At 42.8% G+C, this 22650-nt stretch carries 22 protein-coding genes; 6 read left to right on the top strand and 16 right to left on the bottom strand.

The genetic code is table 11. The features are described 5' to 3' along the window. Positions 1–5: 5 nt before the first annotated feature. A complete protein-coding gene (locus D0466_RS16300; RefSeq protein ID WP_117323597.1) occupies positions 6–1277 on the bottom strand; it encodes a M48 family metallopeptidase in 1272 nt (423 codons plus the stop codon). Positions 1278–1525: 248 nt separating this feature from the next. On the opposite strand from D0466_RS16300, the gene D0466_RS16295 reads away from it, so the two are divergent. Beyond that, entirely contained in the window at positions 1526–2113 is a 588-nt protein-coding gene (locus D0466_RS16295; RefSeq protein WP_117323596.1) for an SCO family protein, read from the top strand. A gap of 71 nt (positions 2114–2184) precedes the next feature. On the opposite strand, the gene D0466_RS16290 is transcribed toward D0466_RS16295, so the two are convergent. From D0466_RS16290 to D0466_RS16270, 5 genes are all read right to left on the bottom strand, one after another. Next, positions 2185–2490 (bottom strand): AzlD domain-containing protein, encoded by a 306-nt coding sequence (locus D0466_RS16290; protein ID WP_117323595.1) that lies wholly within the window; start codon positions 2488–2490, stop codon positions 2185–2187. Continuing rightward, positions 2483–3217, bottom strand: a complete 735-nt coding sequence (locus D0466_RS16285; protein WP_117323594.1) for an AzlC family ABC transporter permease — start codon at positions 3215–3217, stop codon at positions 2483–2485. The genes D0466_RS16290 and D0466_RS16285 overlap by 8 nt, the downstream gene beginning before the upstream one ends. A 131-nt stretch (positions 3218–3348) precedes the next feature. Beyond that, positions 3349–3876, bottom strand: a complete 528-nt coding sequence (locus tag D0466_RS16280) for an HD domain-containing protein (RefSeq protein WP_117323646.1) — start codon at positions 3874–3876, stop codon at positions 3349–3351. Between the two features lie 141 nt (positions 3877–4017). Next, positions 4018–4794 (bottom strand): enoyl-CoA hydratase-related protein, encoded by a 777-nt coding sequence (locus D0466_RS16275; RefSeq protein ID WP_117323593.1) that lies wholly within the window; start codon positions 4792–4794, stop codon positions 4018–4020. 287 nt (positions 4795–5081) lie between these two features. After that, complete coding sequence (locus tag D0466_RS16270) at positions 5082–6038, bottom strand: DUF4097 family beta strand repeat-containing protein (RefSeq protein WP_117323592.1); 957 nt, start codon at positions 6036–6038, stop codon at positions 5082–5084. A 651-nt stretch (positions 6039–6689) separates the two neighbouring features. On the opposite strand from D0466_RS16270, the gene D0466_RS16260 reads away from it, so the two are divergent. Beyond that, positions 6690–7685: a cation diffusion facilitator family transporter gene (locus D0466_RS16260; protein WP_117323645.1), complete on the top strand. Its 996-nt coding sequence runs from the start codon at positions 6690–6692 to the stop codon at positions 7683–7685. Positions 7686–7704: 19 nt separating this feature from the next. Here the strand turns inward: D0466_RS16260 and D0466_RS16255 are convergent, their stop codons facing one another. The 3 genes from D0466_RS16255 to D0466_RS16245 form a co-directional block, all read right to left on the bottom strand. Then, positions 7705–9255, bottom strand: coding sequence for a fatty acid--CoA ligase family protein (locus tag D0466_RS16255; protein WP_117323590.1), 1551 nt, complete (start codon positions 9253–9255; stop codon positions 7705–7707). Between the two features lie 196 nt (positions 9256–9451). After that, complete coding sequence (locus D0466_RS16250; protein ID WP_117323589.1) at positions 9452–10441, bottom strand: lipoate--protein ligase; 990 nt, start codon at positions 10439–10441, stop codon at positions 9452–9454. A 60-nt stretch (positions 10442–10501) separates the two neighbouring features. Beyond that, positions 10502–11236 carry an MBL fold metallo-hydrolase gene (locus tag D0466_RS16245; RefSeq protein WP_117323588.1) on the bottom strand — a complete coding sequence of 245 codons (735 nt, stop codon included), beginning with the start codon at positions 11234–11236 and terminating at the stop codon, positions 10502–10504. A gap of 184 nt (positions 11237–11420) precedes the next feature. On the opposite strand from D0466_RS16245, the gene yhfH reads away from it, so the two are divergent. Next, entirely contained in the window at positions 11421–11555 is a 135-nt protein-coding gene (gene yhfH / locus D0466_RS16240; RefSeq protein ID WP_117323587.1) for a protein YhfH, read from the top strand. Positions 11556–11710: 155 nt separating this feature from the next. Here the strand turns inward: yhfH and D0466_RS16235 are convergent, their stop codons facing one another. From D0466_RS16235 to hemE, 4 genes are all read right to left on the bottom strand, one after another. Then, positions 11711–12115, bottom strand: a complete 405-nt coding sequence (locus tag D0466_RS16235; RefSeq protein ID WP_117323586.1) for an acyl-CoA thioesterase — start codon at positions 12113–12115, stop codon at positions 11711–11713. Between the two features lie 194 nt (positions 12116–12309). After that, positions 12310–13758 carry a protoporphyrinogen oxidase gene (hemY, locus tag D0466_RS16230; protein WP_117323585.1) on the bottom strand — a complete coding sequence of 483 codons (1449 nt, stop codon included), beginning with the start codon at positions 13756–13758 and terminating at the stop codon, positions 12310–12312. Between the two features lie 75 nt (positions 13759–13833). Next, positions 13834–14766: a ferrochelatase gene (gene hemH / locus D0466_RS16225; protein ID WP_117323584.1), complete on the bottom strand. Its 933-nt coding sequence runs from the start codon at positions 14764–14766 to the stop codon at positions 13834–13836. 93 nt (positions 14767–14859) lie between these two features. Next, positions 14860–15900 carry a uroporphyrinogen decarboxylase gene (gene hemE, locus D0466_RS16220; RefSeq protein WP_117323583.1) on the bottom strand — a complete coding sequence of 347 codons (1041 nt, stop codon included), beginning with the start codon at positions 15898–15900 and terminating at the stop codon, positions 14860–14862. A gap of 338 nt (positions 15901–16238) precedes the next feature. Between hemE and D0466_RS16215 the strand changes: the two genes are divergently transcribed. The 3 genes from D0466_RS16215 to D0466_RS16205 all read left to right on the top strand — a co-directional run bounded on the left by D0466_RS16215 (position 16239) and on the right by D0466_RS16205 (position 19270). Beyond that, positions 16239–16745, top strand: a complete 507-nt coding sequence (locus tag D0466_RS16215) for an antibiotic biosynthesis monooxygenase family protein (RefSeq protein WP_117323582.1) — start codon at positions 16239–16241, stop codon at positions 16743–16745. 299 nt (positions 16746–17044) lie between these two features. Further along, positions 17045–17899, top strand: coding sequence for a polysaccharide deacetylase family protein (locus D0466_RS16210; RefSeq protein ID WP_117323581.1), 855 nt, complete (start codon positions 17045–17047; stop codon positions 17897–17899). 174 nt (positions 17900–18073) lie between these two features. After that, positions 18074–19270, top strand: coding sequence for a M20 family metallopeptidase (locus tag D0466_RS16205; protein WP_325048734.1), 1197 nt, complete (start codon positions 18074–18076; stop codon positions 19268–19270). 46 nt (positions 19271–19316) lie between these two features. Here D0466_RS16205 and D0466_RS16200 read toward each other — a convergent pair whose 3' ends face one another. The 3 genes from D0466_RS16200 to D0466_RS16190 form a co-directional block, all read right to left on the bottom strand. After that, on the bottom strand, positions 19317–20042 hold the full coding sequence (locus D0466_RS16200; RefSeq protein WP_117323580.1) for an EcsC family protein: 726 nt from the start codon (positions 20040–20042) through the stop codon (positions 19317–19319). Positions 20043–20174: 132 nt separating this feature from the next. After that, positions 20175–21383, bottom strand: coding sequence for an ABC transporter permease (locus D0466_RS16195; protein ID WP_158555925.1), 1209 nt, complete (start codon positions 21381–21383; stop codon positions 20175–20177). After that, a complete protein-coding gene (locus D0466_RS16190; protein WP_117323578.1) occupies positions 21376–22116 on the bottom strand; it encodes an ABC transporter ATP-binding protein in 741 nt (246 codons plus the stop codon). Before D0466_RS16190 ends, D0466_RS16195 begins: the two co-directional genes overlap by 8 nt. Between the last annotated feature and the right edge of the window lie 534 nt (positions 22117–22650).

Raw genomic sequence — 22650 nt, 5'->3', positions numbered from 1 at the left:
CTCACTCAATCATTGCGGGATTCAGAATTATAGTTCTCAAGCCTCGAAATGCGTTCCAGCATGGTCGGATGTGAATACCTGAACCATTTCACTAACGCCGGAGGATTGACTTCACTCAAGCCAGCCCTCGTTAATTCCTGGAATGTTCTTACAGCGGCCCCGCTGTCTTTTGTCATTTCAACCGCATAGCGGTCGGCGCGTGTTTCCTCATACCGTGAAATATAGTTCGACAGCGGCTCTGATGCAAAAAGCAGCACAGCAGAAATGAGCAGGAAAAGCGGAAGCGAGCTAATGCTTTCAACAGCAGGAATCTTCAATACCTTTCCCCATCTCCGGATGATATAACCCATCATCCATGCCGTGATCCGGAGGCCGGCCAAAGTCAGCAGCAGGTAGGTGGCTATTCCTATATAAATATGCTTCTCCACATAATGCGCCATTTCATGGGCCATGATGAACAGGATTTCATTATCCGCAAGCTTTCTAAGGGTGGTATCCCATAGCACGATCCGGGAATTGGAACCGATCCCTGTCACATAGGCATTTAAAGCATTCGTCTTTCGAGCCATGTTCACTTCATATACATGGTCGGCAGGTATATCTGCCTTGGAGGCAAGTTCGAGTATTTTATGCTCCAATTCCTTGTTTTTAAGCGGATAGAAATCATTATACAAAGGATCTATCAATACCGGCTGCACGAACATCATAAACAGTGAAAATGGCACGGAAAGAAGCCATGCATGGAGCCACCATTTTTTCGGCCTTTTTCTTATCAGCCAGTACAGCACTGAGACAATCAGAATCATCTCCCCGAAGCTGATCCAAAAATCAATCACTTCATCCTCCATCCAAGAAGCAAAATCCTGTGTGTTGATATTATATTTTTTCCCGAGACTGTAGCTTACATAGTTGAACGGAAAAACGGCAGCGAAAGAAAGCACGGACAGCCAAAATAGATAGATGGCCGTTTGGAGAACCCTCCACTTTGATACAGACACCGCCCATTTTTCAAAGGCCCTCGACAGCCCGAGTAATAAAATCAGAAAATAAAATAGCCATTCATACGGAGTGGAGGCAAAGAATAAAAAATTCCTTATTTCTGAATACTCTTCGCTCAACATCAGCTCCCTAGCATTTAAAAAAGTTGACGGATCAGCGGCTGTCCCCTTGAATACCGCGGGAATAGCAGGATCGGCCCAACTGAATATATACCAATACATAAAAGCGACAATTAACAGATACAACATAACGGCGGTACTTGCCCATTTTCTGGCCATATTCTAACCTCCTTAGACAACCCTCCTTATTATTTTAGTAAAAAAAAGACAAGTTAGAACAGAAATACCTGTGTAAAAGCAAATTTGCAAATTGTTAAAAAACGTTCAAATAACTTTCAACGATTGTTCCCAATTCACTTTTTTTTTCATTCGTTTCATGCTGTATAGTTTAGATATATTTACAACTGTTCTATGTAACTAATCAATTTGCATAAGTTTTTTAATAAATCTCGAGGTGACTAATCTCCATGAAAAAAATGTATATTATTTTTTCCCTGCTGCTAATCGCGGGGATCAGTACAGGCATTTGGTATTTTACAGAATATCGTGAATCAAAAATGGATTTCCCAAAGGATGTGGCGATGGTCAACCAAAATGGCGATACTTACAGCTTTAATGAGATGGAACCCAAAATCAGGTTATTGGAGTTCATGTATACAAAATGTCCCGATGTTTGCCCAAGCACCACTTTCAAAATGCAAAAACTGCGTGATCAATTGGAGAAAGAAAATGTATTTGGAAGTAAAGTTGAGTTTCTGACCGTCACTTTCGATCCGGAAACCGATACGAAAAAAGTGCTCGACCATTACGCGAAGACCTTTGAAATGAACAAGTCAGGCGGGTGGCATTTACTTAGGGGCAGCAAGGAAGATACGAAAAAGCTAGCCGACCAGTTCAATTTCCAGTACCGCGATCCGGGTACCGGGCAATTCGTCCATACAAACGCAACCTATCTGATTAATGGGGATAATAGGGTGATCGAGGTAATGGGAATGGGTGGGGATAACTTTGACCAGGATAAAATTTATAAGAAGATCATGAATGAAGTAGAATAGGATAAAATCAGATGATAAACCGGCAAAAGGCGCCCATGCATGCCATGGACGCTTTTTTTGCTCTTATGGAACTAGATAAACACGGAATAAACGCTTAACACAGCGATGGCGCCCAGGACGACAACAATGACATTCGCCCCGAGATACGCAATCAGGAAAGCGGCAGCCGCTCCCAATAATCCAAAAGATATATCATCCTGAATGAATAATATACCGGGGAAAATCAATGCACCCAAAGTTGCAAAAGGGATATTTTTTAAGACTCCCTGCAAGAATGAGGGCATTTCCTTCCCTTTAAACAAGACAAATGGAAGCAGCCGTGGAATATACGTTGCGATGCCCATGCCGATGATCATCCAGAATACTTCGCTATTCATTGCTCCCGCCGCCTTTTTTTCCGAGTTTCACATACTCGATAAATTCGATTAAAAATGATGAAATCAAGGTAGACAGCACAATTGACCAACCGCTGCTCAATGCTTCCGTAATGGTAAATATACTATTGAAGCATGCAGCGACAACCGCAAGGTATATCACTTTTTTTGCTCCCTTCATGGAAGGGACGAGCAATCCGATAAACATGGCGTACAAGGCAACGGACATGCTTTCCTGCAAGGTCTCAGGCAAACTTGCCCCGAACAGGTGCCCAAGCCCAGAACAGACCACCCAGCTTGCGTAGGCCATCAAATTTAGGCCTATCATATAACCGGCAGTCACGACCCCTGGCTTCGTGGCCGCAACAGAAAACGTTTCATCCGTTATCCCGAATGCATACGCCGACTTTTTAAACAACCCGTCAGCCTCATCGCTCTTTTCATTCAAGGCGGTGGACATTAGAAAATGGCGGATATTCACGATGAATGTTGTAAGAATGATTTCAAACGTGCTCGTTCCAAGAGCCAATAAATTCAACGCTATGTATTGGGAAGCCCCCGCAAAGACCACAAGGCTCATCATCACGGTTTCTGCCATTGTCAGGCCTGTCGTCTTCGCCAGGAGCCCATAGGTCAAAGCGATAGGCGCATATCCGATGGCTATGCTCACTCCAGCCTGCAGCCCCTGTTTGAATTGGGGAGCCTCCCCTTCAACTGCTGTAACCGCCAATGCTCTTTCCCCCTTTTTTACGCATCACTCCTTTTATTCTCTTAAAATACTGACAGTTTTTCAAGTCCCTGTTTTTCGGAAATCGAAAGACTAATGAGGAAATAGTTTAAGGGGATAGGAAAATAACCTGGCTATGTTGCCGGATTATTTTCGCATTGTTCATCAATCATATTGTCGAGGCGAATGATGCTGTCTCTCGCCCTTTCAAAATCGATCTTGCGGTAGTGGTGCATACCGCCAGCTTCTTCGTCCTTTTCATCGGCTAATTTGACAATTTGCTGAAGCGGTGTGCGGATAATATCATTCGTGGGAAGGAAAGAATCGGTGTGGAACAAAATCGCCAGCGCAATCGCTTTTGCCTTGATTGGATTTTCGCCAAGGCGGATTAACAGCTTGTGGGCTCTTTCGGCTCCTTTGATTGCATGAATATCATTCTGTTTATACAGCTCGTAATCCCATTTACCGTTCCGGTACCAGGTGAAATGGCCCATATCATGAAGCAGGCCAGCTTTAGCGGCGATATCTGTATCTTCGCTTTGCTCCTTCGCAAGGTTGAACGCATGATAAGAAACTGCCAGGGCATGGGCCATACCGGAACGGTTCAAATATTTTTGGGTGATGTGGTGATTGAAAATATCCAAAAGGCTAACATCTCTCATCATATCATCCCTTTCATAAAATTTTTTAACAACTATACTAACAATATTGCAACCGTAATTCAACAAAAAGACTCCGCCATCGGAGTCCTTTTACTCAAGATATTCATGTATCCGCACTATTGTACCAGTGAAAACCCCGGATTATTTACCTGTAAAGCGGGGGCGCTTTTTTTCTAAAAATGCCTGTAGGCCGATTTCCCTGTCATGCGTATTCACTGTCTTTAAAAGCGCGATTTTTTCAAGCTTCAGCCCTGATTCGAGATCGGTCTTAAGTCCATTCTTTACTGCAAACTTCGCCTGGCAGACAGCCGTCGGGGCATTGCCCAATATTTCATTTGCGATATCAATCGCCTCTTCTTCAAGCTTGTTATTAGATACAACCTTTGAAACGAGGCCGTATTGGTAGGCCTCTAACGAGGTGATTCTTTTCGCTGTCAGTATCAATTCCATTGCCTTAGATTCACCAATCAATCGAGGCAACCTCTGTGTACCGCCTGCGCCAGGGATCAATCCAAGCTTAGTTTCAGGCAGGCCAAGCAGCGTTTGGTCGACAGCGATCCTCAGGTCACAGGCCAAAGCCAATTCAAGACCGGCACCAAAGGCAAATCCATTAATTGCAGCTATGGTCGGCTGGGGCAGTGCTTCAATGCCATAACAAAGTTCACCAAGCATATTTTTAAACCGTACGATTTCTGTCGGGGACTGATAAGCGGCCTCCTTTACATCGGCTCCTGCACAAAAGGCCCTATTCCCAGCCCCGCTTATGATGACCACACGAACCTGAGGATTATCGGAAATATCATTGACGACTTTTAACAACCTTTGGATGACGGCCGTATTCAGTAAGTTTAATGCCTCCCCACCATTCAGCGTGACATGCGCAATTTCGCCGCGTACTTCATACAAAATCGAGGGCATTTGCAACACTTCCTTCCGTTTTTCATGTTGTCTTTTTATTCGTTCCTATTCCCAATTTCAGTAAAATGTAAGCAAAAAAATGATCAATTCCTGCCCGTGTCTTTGATTTGTACATACTTTTCGGATTAGAAAAACAAGAACTTTTCTCCCTTAATAGCGAAAGTTAATGTCTTTTCTTATTCATTTTCATTAATCCGTTAACGAAGATGAACTTTCTTATAGTACAAAAAAAATCCCGGCCTCAGTTTGACCAGGAAAACTATCTTGCATAGGATGATTTTCTTCGTTTAGTTCAATTCAAAGTCACCCGATGACGTTCTAACCTTTACTTCGTATGTTCCGCCGCCGATCTTGCCCAGGATGCGGTCTTCCGTTTTCTCTTCGAACAGGAATCCCTTTATATTGACATTCCCTTCTCCGGAGCTTCCCCTGTAATCGACAGCGAGGGAAGCTGGGTTCTCTTTATAGTTGACTATTACGTCTCCGCTTGAAGCAGTTGCTGTCAAGTTTCCTGAAATTTTATCATTATCAATGGTAATATTGCCTGAAGAAACATCCGCTGTAATTTCCCCGGTGGCATCTTTGATGATAATTTCACCTGATGAAGCCTCGATAGTTGAATTTTTCGCATGTAATCCTGCACCATTGATATCACCGCTTTTCGCATTAAAAACAATTTCGTCTGCAACAATGCTTTTTACGTTGATTTCTCCGCTGGAAGTTATCGCTTCATAGGACTCCTTCGCCTTGCTATTTTGAGCCTTAATATCACCAGAGCTCGCATTCAGCGTTATCTGTTTTGCATTAAAATCATTTGCCTCGATATCTCCGGAGCTTGTTTCTAAAAATATAAGGTCATATGATTTTTGGGGAATCATAATCTCGGTTGTTACATCCAAATTTGTAAATCCGAACCAAAATTTTGGGTCCAGCTCTTCCATCGTTATAAGTAGTTCGTCATTAGATTCCTTCACACGGATATGCACTTCATCTTTTAACCTCTCGCTGACTTCCCCTTTAAGCACAACAGTTATTTTATCTGTATCATCCGGCACAAGTTTAACATCCCCAAAGGCCATATCGTTCGCAGAAATTCTTTTAATATCCGGATTCTCGATAACCTTCTTCTCAAAAACCGGGGCATTTTTAAAAGAAAACGCTCCCCCTGCTGATTTCACAGTCAGCAGAACACCGAAAAAACCTACGAGGAACAGCACAAATAATAGATTTACAGCTTTCTTCATACATTCCTTCCGCCTCTCGCTACTGAAATATTATATCTTATATATTTTCCTGACAGATTCCATAAAAATTTCCCCAAACGCATCAGGCCGATTCCCCATAGAATGCCCAGGCTGGAAAGCATCAAAACAGCGGAAAATTGGAAAAAGAATCCTTCAAACCCGTAAATTGCGACTGAAGCAATCAAAGCAAGCGGTGTTAGCGCAAGCGACAGGGCCCCGGCGGATAATCCAGCAAAAGCACTAAATACTCCTGCAGCGGGTCCAACAACAAAAATCTACTGAATATTGCAAGGTACTGATTAAAATTTTCTACATTTTTTTTCTAATTATCGTTTTATATAAGTTGAATTTATAAATGTAAAGCTGCCTGACGTTTTATTTTTGTCACATTCGAAACAAGGGCCATGCCCTTTTAGCTATGCTGAAAGGTTGGTGCTGCTGATACGCAGTAGAGAAAGCACGATTTCTCCTCGGCTTATGCAATTGATAATAAAATCAACAATGTTATTATCAATTCCAATTCTTTCCCCAATTTTTTGACATCATTTTTTGCCACTCACTAACCATGACATCTTTTCCATATATAAGGGTTTCCTTTAGTTGAATCAGGGGAATAATACAGAAAATCCAAGGATAAGCGAGGGATTCTACTTGAGCCAAACATTAGTCTTATTGAAAAAGGGAAATAAGTCGGCACTTTTGGCGGCAGTCGTAAACACGGTTATTGCAATCATCAAGGGTGTGGCGTATTTATTTACAGGAAATGTAGCAATGTTTGCAGAAACCATGCATAGCCTGGGTGATGCAGCCAACCAGTTTTTCGTTTTTATCGGCTCGGCCCTAAGCAAAAAATCGCCGACTGACCGTTTCCCCTCAGGATTTGGCCGATTGGTGCATTTAGTTCTTCTCGGTGCCGTTCTGATTGTCGGAATCATGTCCTATGAAACAATCATTGAAGGCTATCATCATATCATTGACCCTGTAAAATCAGAAGGCTTTCTTCTTGTTATTATGGTTTTAGGGGCAGCGGTGGTCCTGGAAGCTTTTGTCCTTTATAAAGCGATGAAGGAACTTGTTCACGAGGCCGGAATAGAGGCGAAAGGATTTGCCATCATCCCTAAAAGCCTTGCTAATTTCAAAAGCGGAAAACCCGCAACAAGATTGGTATTCATGGAGGATACTGTAGCAACATTGGGCGGGCTTTTAGCACTGATAGCCGTCATAATATCCCGATATACCCCTTTTCACCAAGCGGAAGGAATTGCCTCCATTATAATCGGCATCATGATGTTTTTTGTGGTAGGGAAAGTATTTCTGGATAACGCGGCTGGCGTGTTAGGGGAAGCGGATGAATATATGGAACAAAAAATCGGGGAAATGGCCATCGCGGATCCCGGAGTGAAAGATATACAAGAGGTCACAGTCATAAAAGAAGGGGAGGACCTTCATGTAGAGCTGGAAATTGAAATTGACCCTGCACTGACGATTGCAGAAGCGGATGATATAAAGGACAGGCTCGAGCAGAGAATCATGGCTGAGAAGGGTGTTACCGAAGTAACCATTGAATTTGATGAGGATGATGGGGTAAGAACCTGGAGCAACCAAAAAGACATAGATTTAGTAAGGGAAGGAAAGGCGAGAGAGTGATATTCCCGCCTTCCTTTTTTTATTTTTGCAGAACCTGGGTCTTCAATGAACGCCTTAAGATTTTTCCTGTAGTATTCTTAGGCAGTTCTTCCAAAAATTCAACAGACTTTGGCACCTTATATTTCGCAAGATGCTCAGCGCAATAGGTAAGTAATGCTTTTTCCGTAAGTTCATCGTTCTTCTTCACGACAAAGCATTGTACCACTTCACCCTGGTTTGGATCAGGCACCCCGATTACAGCGGCTTCCACTACATCCGGGTGGGCAAATAATACTTCTTCCACTTCGCGCGGATATACATTGTACCCGCCTACAATGATCATTTCCTTCTTGCGATCGACAATGTAAAAATAACCTTCATCATCCATCCTAGCTAAATCCCCGGTATAAAGCCAGCCATCCTTTAGGACTGCCGCCGTTTCTTCAGGCAGCTTGTAGTACCCCTTCATAACATTCGGGCCACGGACAATCAATTCGCCAACCTCACCGGCAGGGACCTCTTCTCCTATTTCATTCACGACTTTATTTTCGACATTCTGGATGCTTGTCCCGATTGAACCGGGCTTGCGCGGACGGTCAAGAGGGTTGAAGCATGTTACAGGCGAAGCTTCCGATAACCCGTATCCTTCTGAAACACGTACATTGAACTTTTTCTCAAAATCCTTCAATAGCGCCACAGGCAATGCTGCCCCGCCTGAAATGCTTAGCCGGAGTGATTTAAGGTCTTCTGGGTTTCCGTCCGGATATTGGTAAAGGAAATTATACATGGTCGGAACGCCTGCGAATACGGTCGCTTCATATTTCTCCACAAGCCTGAAGACTTCTTTTGGGCTGAACTTAGGTACGATGAGAAGGGTGCCGCCATTCATGAGTGGGGCATTGAGTACAACAGTCAAACAGAATACATGGAACATAGGCAGAGCGGTGATAACACGGTCATCGCCGGTGATTTTAAGGTAATCGCTTACATCTTTGGCATTGGAATAAAGATTTTTATGTGTCAGCATCGCTCCCTTTGGTTTCCCTGTCGTTCCTGACGTGTATAAGATTACTGCCGTATCCTCATCGTCCACGATTGGGCCGGCAAAGGACAGGTCACCTGTCGCCACCAAGTCTGTAAACGATTTCATTTTTGGGAAGATAGAAAGCTTGCTAATATCAATTCCGCCATGATCCTCCTGCGTTTCACAAATGATTAAATGTTCGACGTTTGGCAAAGCCGGATTCATTTTTTCCAAGAGTGGAACCAACAAGTCCAGAGCAACTACTGCTTTTACGTCGCCATTATTTAAAATAAAGCCAATTTCATCCGGAGTATAAATCGGGTTGACCGGTATTACCGTAGCTCCAGCCCTCAAAGCGCCGTACATCCCAATGATAAAATGCGGTGAATTGCCCAAAAGCAAGGCAACATTATCCCCTTTTGAAATGCCCAGCTTATGTAACCCATCTGCAAACTTAGTGACGGCTCCGTCCAATTCTCCGTAAGTTGTTTCCTGATCCATGAAGTAATAAGCAGGTTTTCCAGCCATCTTAGCAGCTGTTTCATGAAGCTGTTGAGTTAAATTCATAAAAATTCTGCCTCCCCCTTGTCGTTGAATGAATGAATAGTCATTCATTTTTATGTTACAATATTCAAAATATATTATATTAAAAGAAAATAGTACTAGCAACTCTTTATGTAGATTATGTAGAAAAAACTCATATTTAGGCAAAAAAAATACCGCCTGTCATTAAAATGTGACAACAGGAGGCATTTTTCCCCTTTTAATAAATCAGTCCGATAATCTCTTTTTGTGTTACATTGCCAAAATAGTGCTTCACATCGACAGCGGCAATGGCTGCTTCAATTGTTTCCTTCTCATAATGCAAGCCCACCAGTTTTTCCTCAATGTCAGTAACATCCCCGACACCAAAGAAATCGCCGTAAATTTTACAATTTTCTATGATTCCTTTGTTCACTTCCAAGCGGATGTCAATGGAACCCGCAGGAAACCGATGTGAATGTTGCAAGTTGAACTTCGGCGATTTTCCATAGTTCCAATCCCAATTTTGGTACCTTTCTTCCGATAGCTTATAAATATTTTCCCAATCCTGCTCACTGAGCACATATTCCGGAATTTCTTTGCTGCCTTCAAAAATGTGTTGCAGCAGCAAGGTGCGAAATTGCTCAATTGTCAAAGGTTGTTTCAGGAACTCAGAAATGTTCGCGACCCGGCTGCGGATTGATTTAATGCCCTTGGATTCAATTTTGTCCTTCTTGACCCTTAACGCGGATACCACATTCTCAATTTCTGAATTCAACATCAGCGTGCCATGGCTGAACATCCTGCCCCTTGTCGAAAATTGTGCATTCCCTGATATTTTCCGCCCATCGGCAAGAATATCATTCCGTCCACTTAACTCTGCCGTAACTCCAAGCTTTCCAAGTGCCTTGACTACCGGTTCAGTGAACTTCTGGAAATTGTGAAAACTTTCTCCGTCATCCTTGGTGATAAAGCTGAAATTCAAATTGCCAAGGTCATGGTAAACCGCCCCGCCGCCCGACAGCCGGCGGACAACCTTGATTCCATTCTTTTCTACGTACTCCGTATTGATTTCTTCTACTGTATTCTGGTTCTTCCCGATGATGATCGAAGGCCCGTTTATATAGAACAACAAATAGGTTTCATTGATATCCAGGTTCTTCAAGGCATATTCCTCGATTGCCAAATTGATCGCCGGGTCGGTAATTCCTTTATTATCTATGAATAACATCTTTCCAAAGTCCCCCTAGCCTCTTCAAGAATCAACAGCATCGTATGACGCAGCATTCTTTTATAACTGGTATTCCATTGAGCTGGAAGCGACAGCAATCCCTCTCTTAAAGGTTTCCCCTGCTTCCTTTTTTAACTGTGAATGGTCTCCAAAATGCGGTAAATGCGTCAAAAGCAACAGCTGTACATTTGCTTTCCCGGCTAACTTGCCTGCTTCCCTGCCCGTCATATGGCCCGCACCCGAGCCATCCATATCTCCATAAAAATTGCTTTCGCAAAGTAATACATTCGCATCCCGTGCAAATTCGGCCATTTCATCCATATAGGCGCTATCTCCGGTATACACAATCGTTTGGCCTTCCGCCTCTATTCTCATCGCAAAGCAAGGAACGGGATGCTTCGTCCTCAAAAACGTAAAGGTAAGCGGACCGATCTGAAGCGGCTGCTCATCTGTATAAGCAATGCCTTTAGTAATTTCCTTATAAGTAAGCTTGTTAAATTCCGCTTCATCAAGGGCATGTCCATATATGGGCATTGTTTTCTTCGTTCCCCCTAACATTTGCTGTATTAGGACAGCATGCTGGAGTACTCCGATATCTGCCACGTGGTCAGGATGGTAGTGTGTGAGAACAACGGCGTCCAGATCTTCAGGTTTCATATGATTTTGGAGCTGTGAAAGCACTCCGCTGCCACAATCGAGCAGGATCCGGTAATCCCCGTATTCCAGTAAATATCCCGAGCTTGCCTCATTTTTTGCGGGATATCCACCCCAGCATCCAATCACAGTTATCTTCATATGCCATTCACTCTCCTTGTCCGTTTCAGTATAGTTTTCTTTCCATACTATAATTCATTCTGCCTATTTTTTCACCTTTTTGAATTTTGTTATAAAACATTGTTGACAGAACAAAACTGTTATAATACAATCAAGGTAAGTTAAAAATATTCAGAAAACAATACTAAATTGGAGGTTGAAAAAGATGATCCAAAGCAGCGTTGAATTTTTTAAAAACCTACCAGCCAAGCAATGTTCAGAATGCGGCGAAAAAATTGAAGAACAGCATGAGTGCTATGGCAGTACATGCAGCCATTGCCTCAATGTATCCGTAAATTAATCCAGGTTTCACCATCTGCTTCTCACCAAAGCAGATTGCTTCCATAACATGCGTCATTTATCTCACAGGCGCATTTCCCTATTGTTTGCTGTATGCAAAAAACCAGCCGCTACAATCGCGACTGGTTCTTTTTTTGTACAGGCCGGACTTGCCAATTACACTGTTGGTTGATCTTCGATGTGTGTTGTTAACTGTTCACGCAGATTATCCGGTATCCGCTCGGGCTGTTTCTTTTGAAAATTGTAATTAACATAGGCCGACGTCCCTTTTGCACACAAAATATCATCCTGGTAAATCTCTTCCTTTATCACAAAACTGGAAGTGCCAAGGCGGTCAATCCACGTCTTGACGACGGCCTCGGTCCCGTAGAAAATTTCATGGGTAAAATCAATGTTCATATTCACAAGCACGAGCTTCCAATCCTTAAAGCTTGAGCTTGGGGTAAACAATTTAAAAATGTCCTCACGCCCTGCCTCAAACCAAATAGGAATCGTCGTATTATTGATATGGCCGGCCCCGTCCGTTTCGGAAACACGCGGCTGGATTTTTGTTATAAACATGTTGGTCCCCCTAACTTGCACAGGATGCCGCCAAAAAAATCAAGAACTTTTTGGCCGAAATATGTCTTGGAAGCATTCCTTCTGCTGGCGTCTGCATTTGCTGTTACCCTTTCCATGTGCGAATGATTCTATATTCTCCACATAATGATATGTTTCCTGCTTTAACGGCATTTTTGTAAAAAAACTGCCCATGGTTAATGGACAGTTTCTGTTATGGATCCTTGCTTGTACTTCAAATATTGTACCACGTGTTCCACAGCCCGTTCAGCCTGATCGATACAATCAGGAAGGCCAAGTCCTTCAAATGAACTGCCCGCTAGAAACACACCGGGAAATTCTGCTTTTACGCCTTTTTTGACACTTTCGATCCGCTGCTTATGGCCAACAGTATATTGAGGCATAGAATCCTTCCAGCGTGTTATGATTGAAAAATCAGGCTTAGATGTAATGGACATCGTCTTATTTAAATCTTCAAGAACAATGTTGTTTATTTCATCATCGGATAAATCCACCACCGCTTCGTCACCGGCCCTCCCGACGTAGCAGCGAATCAGCACCTTGCCCTTTGGCGTGGAATGAGGCCATTTTTTATGGGTCCATGTACATGCCGTAATCGTGTAATCACTGTTCCGGGAAACGACAAATCCAGTCCCGTCGATATCCTGGGTGATGGCTGATTGATCAAAAGCCATTGCCACAGTTGCCACACTGGTCGCTTGCATTTCCCTGAGCGGTTCAAAAAACGTTTGGTTTGGAAACATGCCCGGTATAGCGCGATGGGGCGTGGATACAATTACCGCATCTGCGTACATCACTTCGTGATTATTCAACCGAAGGCGATAGGTGTTGTTATCTTCTTTCTTGATTTGTTCCACCCTGACGCCTTTCAAGACAGATCCGCTTTCGAGATGTGCATCGATTGCATCTATGAAAGATTGAAGACCGGTTGTAAAGGTCAGGAACCCGCCTTTTTTCGGAGCATTTTTGGGTGGCTTTGACGGAGAGGCGGGAGTCGTTTTTTTCATTCCGAAAATCAGGCTCCGGTACTGCTGTTCCACCTCGTAAAATTGCGGGAACGTTGCCATCAGGCTTAATTTGTCAATATCTCCTGCATAAATTCCCGATAATAAAGGCTCAATTAGGTTCTCCAGCACTTCATCACCCAGGCGGCGGCGGAAGAACTCCCCTAGGGATTGGTCTCCTTTTTTCTCTGAACGGGGAAGGACAAAATCCGCGGCTGCCCGCAATTTCCCCATCGGGCTGAATAGGCCAGTCGTAATAAATGGCCCAATTTCAGTCGGAACGCCCATGATCGACCCGCCTGGCATCGGGTGGAGGCGGTCTTTAACAAGCACATACGATTTCCCTGCCGTATTGTACACCAGCTTGTCTTCCATTCCGACTTCCCGCGCCAGCCTAGATGCACTTAATTTACGTGCAACAAAAGAATCAGGACCTTTTTCAATGACAAAGCCGTCACGGACTGCGGTCTGCACTTTCCCTCCCAAACGAGGGGATGCTTCGATTAACACGATTTCATAAGGAAGACTTTCTTCCTTTGCTTTTTTTTGAAGGTAGAAAGCAGAAGCTAATCCGGTTATGCCGCCACCGATGACAGCTATCTTTCTTTTTGACTGATTCACGGTACATCGCCTTCTTTTTTATTTGCTGATTTACAAGATTGGTCCCTTAAGGGCCGTGTTCATAATGTAACCTGATTATTCTTTAACTTTGTTCAATACAATGGTCGCAAGGGCATCGATAAAAGCCGGATGGACATTCGGCATTTCGGGGCGGTAGTAAGAGGCTCCAATTTCCTCCGTAACCACTTTGCACTCATAATCATTGTCATAAAGAACCTCTAAATGCTCGGCAACAAAGCCTGCCGGGATATAAATAAATGCTTTGTACCCTTTTTCATTAAATAAATCCCTTGTCAGGTCCTGAACATCCGGCCCGAGCCATGGTTCCGGCGTTTGGCCCGCACTTTGCCAGCCGATTGCAAAATTCTTCACGCCTGCTGCCTTAACTATCAGCTCGGCTGTTTCTTTTAGCTGGTTTGGGTAAGGATCTCCCGTTTGCAAGATTTTTTCAGGTAGGCTGTGCGCAGAAACGATCAAAACCGAATGATCTTTTTCTTCTTTCGTCATTTTTGAAAATGTTTTCTCCAATTGGTCTGTCCAGTACTGGATAAATTTTGGTTCATCATACCAGCTCTCAACAGAATTAATTTTGAGGCCGCCGAGCTTTTCAGCTTCTTCCCTGGCCCGTCCATTGTATGACTTTACGCTGAACGTTGAAAAGTGAGGAGCCAGTACGATGCTTACAGCCTCAGTAATGCCGTCATCATGCATTTGCTTAACAGCATCTTCCACAAAAGGTTCTATATGCTTCAATCCAAGATAAGCCTTGAATTCTATTTCACCCTGAGTTTCATTCAGGCGTTTTTCCAGCTCTTCTGCCTGTGCTTGTGTAATTTTCGCCAATGGGGAAATGCCGCCGATCGCCTCGTATCTGTTTTTAAGATCAAGAAGCTGTTCATCAGTCGGCCTTCTCCCGTGTCGGATATGTGTATAATACCGTTCAATATCTTCTTCTTTATATGGTGTACCGTAAGCCATTACCAATAGGCCCATTTTTTTTCGTAACATTAACCTTGCTCCTCATTTATAGAATATCCTTATATTTTGCCTAAAACGGACACAATTTTGCAAGCAGTCCACTCGGTTGGTTCGGGAAAGAGGTTATCGTTTGCCGGCAGAATATTCATGGATGAAAGAAGTCAGCCGCTTTAATGTCTCTGGATTTACCTGCGGAAATACCCCATGGCCCAAGTTAAAGATATAACCCGGCTGTTCCATTCCCATATCAAGGATTTTTGCCGCCCTTTCTTGAATAACATCCCAAGAAGACAGAAGGATAGCGGGATCCAGGTTACCTTGGACAGTTTTATTGATTCCCAAATGGCGTGCTTCCGAGATTGACAATCTCCAATCTAGGCCGACAACATCCAGCGGAAGGTCATTCCATTCAAGCGCCAGATGGCTTGCTCCTACTCCAAACATAATCAATGGTACATTTTCTTCTTTTAAGGAAGATAAAATCCGGGCCATTACCGGTTTTATGAAGGAACGGTAATCTTCAACATTCAATGCGCCTACCCACGAATCAAAAATCTGGATGGCTTTTGCGCCTGCCTGGATTTGAGATTTCACATAAACAATGATCATATCGGCAAGCTTGTCCATTAACGCAAACCACGCTTTAGGTTCTGTATACATAAACGCCTTTGTTTTGTTATAGTTTTTCGATGGCCCGCCCTCGATCATATAAGAAGCAATCGTAAATGGAGCGCCGGAAAAACCAATCAAAGGAACGGATAATTGTTCAGTTGTTAACAATTTAATTGTTTCCAGTACATAAGGAATGTCATCTTCGGGGGACAATTCGCCCAATTTCTCCACATCGTCTATGGAGCGGATCGGATTTGAAATGACAGGGCCGATTCCTGTTTTTATTTCGACATCCACACCAATTGCCGGCAGCGGTGTCATGATATCCTTGTATAGGATGGCCGCGTCGACATCATACTGTTCTACGGGCAAACGGGTTACGTAAGCGCATAATTCAGGCTGGTGCGTAATTTCGAATAAAGAATATTTCTCTTTTAACGCCCGATATTCCGGCTGGGACCTTCCCGCCTGGCGCATATACCAAACTGGCACATGGCCGGCCCTTTCACCTCTGGCAGCCTTTAAAAAAGTATCGTTAAATTCCCTTGTCATTCATATCCACCTTTCAGAGCTGACCCCAGCACGTTAACGCTGAACTGCACCATGGGTCTGACCCCCACAGCTTTAACGCTTTATAGCATTAGGGGTCATGCAAACAAAGTTATATTATTTCCTTACATAGAATAGCATGAGGACGATTTTTTTCAAATGTAATCTGTTTTCACTATAGCCTTTTCTACTATGTATGTATAGGTAACCTTTCCATTTGTCAAAAAATCGCCTCTTTTCCTTGTTTTTTGTTATTTCAGAAAATAGGGCCCGAAACTGAAAATTAAAAGGAATTTAGGGTAAACTATTTTTATAGAAATTATTCGGGAGGAGAGAAACCAATGAATATATACATGACAACGGGAACTTATGATTTTTTGAAAACGAAAAAAGAAAAACTGCAGGAAGAAAAATTGTTTTTGATGGAAAATGCCGACAATGCTCTTTTGCTTCATGAGACGAATGGGAAAACTGTCTTCCAATCGCCCCGGAAATTCGAAGTGATCGATTCGAAGGGAGAAATACGGGAGGATGGATTCGTTGTGATGAATAATATCCCCGTTACTGCGGAAGGGCGCCCGATTTTCGAATACCGATTTAAGAACAGGGCAGGCCTGATAGAGGGTGAGCCCGGTTTCATCGCCATACGGGTTCTGCGTCCGTTGAATTCAGACACTTATGTGATTTTTACAGAATGGGAAAGCCATGAAGCATTCAAAACCTGGCAGTCTTCCGGTTCATTTCAGCAAGCCCACACACAAAAAGATAGTGAAAAAGTGGATACAACGAAAAAGATCTTCTCCGGTCCATCTTATGTGACCCAATATACCTTATCGAAAAAAGAATAATAGGCAAGAGAAGGCTCACTCGAGCAACGAAAAGAGTGGGTCCTTTTTTATGTTGTTGCGTGTATTTTTCAGGTAATAACACTAACGGGAACCCCCTCCCCTGAATTCTTTCAATACATTCCACACGTATCAATATAATAACGATAAGCTTCACCTTTCCCCACTATCGTTGCAGGTAAATAAAATCAGCTTGCTAATCGCTTTTTTAACAACATTTACATAAGAAGTAAATTTTGGAATATTTTGTATAAACGATTTTTTCTTATGATAAACAGAGAAATAGAACGCAGGGAGAAAAGATGAAAACAAAAACCGGCAGTTTCATAGAAAGGATTTTGCTTATTGCATTAGCAACTTATTTAACTCTAAGTCTCATACCAGAATCGAGCCTCAGGTCCGAAAAACATGTTAATAAATCGATCCTTGCATCAACAGCCTCCAATCGAACGATTGCTAAAGCAAGCATTTTACAATCGAATGCTGATTTACAGCGAAAAATCCCCTCAAAAATCCCGATACTTATGTATCACGCTATAGCGGATTATGAAGGCAATGGATTGAAAGGATTATACGTAACTCCAAAAATTTTCCGCTCACAAATTCAATATTTGACGGCCAGTGGATTTACCCCGATTACGTTTGATGATTTAGCAAGATTGAAGAAACTAAAAAAGCCAATAATAATAACATTCGATGACGGCTATAAAAACAATATCAATGCATTTGCCATTTTAAAAGAATTGCGGGATTCTAAGTTCAACTCCAAAGGTGTCATTTTTATGATCGCAAATAAAGTAGGCACAAAAAACGGTCTCTCACCCAGGCAGTTAAAAACAATCAGTGATTCCGGCATTATGTCTATTCAGTCACATACCTATTCACACCCTTCTTTAACAACAACTAAAAATTACAAAAAAGAGCTTGTCGATTCAAAAAGGATTCTTGAGACAATTACTGGTAAAAAGATAAACACACTATGTTATCCGATTGGACATTATAATTCGACAGTCATTTCTGAAACAAAGAAATACTATGACTATGCGGTAACCACAAAACCAGGATTTGCCGATTTAAAAAATCGATATGAATTGAATAGAATACGTGTCTCCTATGATACTTCCTTAACTCAATTTAAAAAATTAGTTAAACAATAATCCGTGCATTGAATGAATCGCCTGGTTTCGAGTCTTTTTTAAAATCATTCCAAGAACACCAGACTTTGTTATAGCACATCAGTTGAGTCCCTGAAAAACACCGTTATTTCCCCGCTCCTTATGTTATAATTGTCTTAAAATTTACATAATTACCGTTTAGGGGGGAACTCTGTGTTGATTCATAAGCTACATACGCTTTTGGAGGAATCTTTTGAGGAGATGGTTTCGATCCGCAGATACCTGCATCAGCATCCTGAGGTATCATTTCAGGAAACAAAAACAGCGGCTTACATCGCGAATTTTTATCGGCAGCTCGGAATCGAAACACGCACCGGTGTAGGAGGAAATGGTGTCGTGGCAAGAATTTCAGGATCCAGGCCCGGCAGGACGGTTGCGCTCAGGGCTGATTTTGATGCATTGCCGATCCAGGACGAAAAAGATGTTCCATATAAATCGACTGTCCCCGGAGTGATGCATGCGTGCGGACATGACGGGCATACCTCTGCCCTTCTGATGCTGGCAAATGCAGTTCATGCTTTAAAGGACGACTTGGAAGGGGAATATGTTTTCATTCACCAGCATGCTGAAGAATACGCACCCGGCGGGGCGAAACCAATGATTGAGGATGGTTGTCTGGAAGGTGTAGATGCCATTTTCGGCACCCATTTATGGGCGACGGTGCCCACCGGTACAATCCAATATCGTTTTGGCCCGATCATGGCTGCTGCCGACCGGTTTGAAATCAAAATCCAGGGAAGAGGCGGCCACGGTGCACAGCCCCATAAAACGAAGGACGCCATTGTGGCTGCTTCCCAGCTGGTACTCGAACTCCAGCAGATTGTTTCAAGACGGATAAGCCCGATAGAGCCCGCAGTTGTCACGGTAGCCTCGTTTGTGGCTGAAAATGCTTTTAACATTATTGCCGATAGAGCCAATCTCATCGGTACAGTCCGCACATTTAATGATGATGTAAGGGACTTCATCGAATCAGAGATCGAAAAAGTCGTAAAAGGAATCTGCCTATCTTCCGACTGTTCCTATGAATATACGTATACACGGGGATATCCGGCAGTGGTCCCCCATGACGAACAAACAAAACATGTGGTCGAAAGTGCCGGAATGGTAGCGGAAGTTACGTCAATTGAAGAAATGGAGCCGGATATGGGGGGCGAGGATTTCGCTTATTATCTGCAAAATGTAAAGGGCACTTTCTTCTTTACTGGGGCAAAGGCAGCAGGTGTTGAAGTGATTTACCCCCACCATCATCCAAAGTTTGATTTTGATGAAAAAGCGATGCTGATTGCAGCAAAAACACTTGGAACAGCTGCTATCACATATCAAGTTGATTCCAAAGTCTCAACAGGGACGTAAATAAGGTACCCATGCCGAGTTAAGGGGGAATAGTGATTAAAGTTATTTATTCCTCCTTGATTTTGCCACCGAGCAGGCGCATCCTGCAGCAATTCATGGCCGTTTCCCCCAAAAGTTGCAGCAGGTTATAATTTGCATAGGCTCCGACAACTGCCCCGATGCCGGGTACAAGCTGAAACATTTTCACCAAATCGATATAGTCCCGGTACTCCTGTTGGAAAGTCTTCCAATCCAATTGAGAAAGTGTAAGTTTTCGTTCATCCCAATTTTCCAGGATTTCTAAGGTTTCCTGCCTTTTTTCCTCACTTGAAAAAGCCAGCTGGAACACATGCAGAATAAAAAGCCGTTCTGTATATTCCTTAACATTAAAGCCGTAAAGGCTTACCGCTTCAAAAAGGAATTTCATCTTAATGCTCAGCAATAGGGGAAAATCCGCCAAACCAAGAAAAATACCTCCAGCACCGGTTCCCGCCCCTTCTACTGTCGCCGTTTTCTTAAATGTCTCTAATTTTTCCCTGACCCGTTCTTCTTTCTCTTCAAGTGTGATGGTCGTAAAATCCTTCTGCTTTGTCATATACTCAGAACCCGCAAGGACCCCATTTACAAAACCTTTTATACTTTCTGTTATGATTTCATGAGCTTTTTCGGGAATAAAATCATTCACTTTCTGTTGGGCTTTTCTTGACAATCTGTTAAACCGTCCGGGCTTTCTCATAAGCTTCTTTTTCCACGCCTCTACCTCTGCCAAAGCATTCTGTTCATACTTATCCATTCGGTTCCCTCCTCTCTCTCCATTAGGTTACGGACCATTCAATAAAACGCTCTTTATGATTTGGCCGGCAGCTTTGAAATATTGCCGCGGATTTTGATATTGTGAAAAATCCCTGTTATCAAACAGGGATAGCTAAAATTTCTCTATCTTATTTTTTGCATATGCTTGAAATAGCAAGATAAAGACCAATCCTGCAACAAAGGAGAGAATACCGGCAAGCAAGCCGCCGCTAAAAATTGCTGTTGCTAAAAACACAACATTTTCGACCATTAAAAAAATCGTGATTATCCGGATGACTGCCTGTCTCCGCAAATCGTCCTTAATCGGGTAGAGAGACACCCATATTTTCAGCTCGTGCTGTTTCCAGGAAGGCAGCAGCTGTAGGCCTGTTATGTACAGAAACAGAACCGTTACGAGAAGTTTCGCCCACAATCCCGGCAATGCTGCAAGTACAAAAGACCCGATCACACTTAAGCGGAATAACAGGCCGACATAATCATTAGCCCTAAGCATCGTACGGGCGTATAAAAACTGATAAGATGAGCTTTGGCTATATGGAATGAAACGCAGCAGCGGGTCAAGCCATTTCCTCCTTGAAACTTTGTCCCTGAATTTCGGAACATCGGTGAATAGATTGGCAAACCGATAAAAGGACATTAACCGCTTCCCTTCAAGTTCAATTAACCTCTCCCATTTAACCCCCTTTTTCCTTGCAGTTTTCCGGTAATATATCCAAAGAAGGATAAGAAGCAGGCCTGTTACAATCGGAAACGCGGGAGCTGAACCTGAAAAAAGAAAATACAGTAATAGAATATCTATGACGAGCCGGACAAACCCATCCATCAAGGGTGCCGAATTCTCCTGGAATTTCAATGCATGCCAATGGACCTGCAAGTTGATATACTTAAGAACCAGAAGGATGGCAAGCATCCAAGCAAATTCTCCCAGACCTGCTCCGGTTACTTTTGCATACATTGGCATAAAAGCGGCAAATGCCATCAATATTATATAACCCTGAATCACAAGGGTTAATAAAATAGACTTAAAAAAATAGCTGCCCAGTCTTGTTTCCAGCGGAAGAAAAAAAACGATATCCGCATCTTTCAAAAACGTATAAATCGGGCTTTTTGCCACAAGGATCCCCAGCACCACACCCATGATGATTTCGGCAGGGAAATGGCTGTTCAAAGTTTTTACCCATTCGCTATAGTAAAAAGAAAGCCCGCCAGCCGCAAAAACCAGCACAAACAAGAGGTGCCCGTTAAAGATGTATCTCAAATATTTTTGCATTTCCTTGCTGAAGCTTCTAAATCGCTCGGCCCATAGCCCTTCACTATTCATGGTGATCTTCCTTCGTAAGTTGAATATATAAATCATCGAGGGTGGCGCCCGGCATCGAAAACTGCTCTTGCAGCTGCTTCAGATTGCCTTTGGCCTTAATTTCACCGTTATGCAAAATAATGAAGGAATCACAATATCTTTCGGCTGTGGCGAGGATGTGTGTGGACATCAGGATGCCGGCACCTTCTTCTTTCATCTTTTTCATGAGGTCCAAAAGTGATTGGATGCCGAGCGGATCCAGACCGACAAAAGGCTCATCTACAATATAAAGGGAAGGTTGGACCAAAAAAGCGCACATAATCATGACCTTCTGCTTCATCCCCTTTGAAAAGTGGGCCGGAAACCAGGAAAGCCTTTTTTCCATCCTGAATTCCTTTAGAAGCACTTCCCTTCTGGCCTTATAGGTCTGTTCATCCAATCCATAAGCCATGGCGGTTAACCTAAGATGCTCTTCCAGCGTCAATTCGTCGTAAAGGATTGGCGTTTCCGGCACAAATGTAAATTTCTTCCTGTATTCTTCAGGGGCATCTTCAAACGACTTTCCGCTTATCGAAATACTCCCGGATTTTGGTTCCATCAGTCCGATGATATGTTTAATCGTGGTACTTTTCCCGGCACCATTTAACCCGATTAGTCCCACAAGTTCTTTCGGCTGCACAGAAAAACTGATCCCTTTCAAAACGGGTGTCTTTGTATATCCACCAACGAGTTCATTTATTTCTAATAAGGACATGTCAACAATCCTTTCTATATGTATGTTGTTTCCTTACATTCATTTTAGCAAATAACTAACCGCCAATGCATTAAAAGGCTTCTGCGAAATACCATTATTAACCATAAATAAATTAAAGACTTAAAACAGATGATAATTAGTGAAGAAGGGGTTCTTCATTACAAATGATTGAAACAACATCATACTGTAAATGGGGTGTCAGTTAAAGACGTATTAGCTGAAAACCAATAAGGCTTCAAAACACGTTTCAACGCAAGGGGATGATCGCTTTGCACCTACTGGCAGAACAATCATTCAGAAACTGTCGAATATGCTTTTCAAGTTGATGAAACTTTGAAGATATAGGAGATGGTTAGATTGAATGAAATTCCTCTAACATCATAACCCAATTACAACTCTTGTAAATGAGGTGTTGATCAAAGAGAATTCTACAGTAATAAACGTTCAATAAGAAGCTGAACCCCTTTTTCTGGGCAGGATGCAACTTTCGGTTGCATCCTGTTTTACTTTGCACAAAAAAATAAACCCTGTCAC

Origin of the sequence: Peribacillus glennii, assembly GCF_003429105.1 — a bacterium.
GTDB lineage: Bacteria > Bacillota > Bacilli > Bacillales > DSM-1321 > Peribacillus > Peribacillus glennii.
This window is presented reverse-complemented; position numbering and strand designations above follow the sequence as displayed.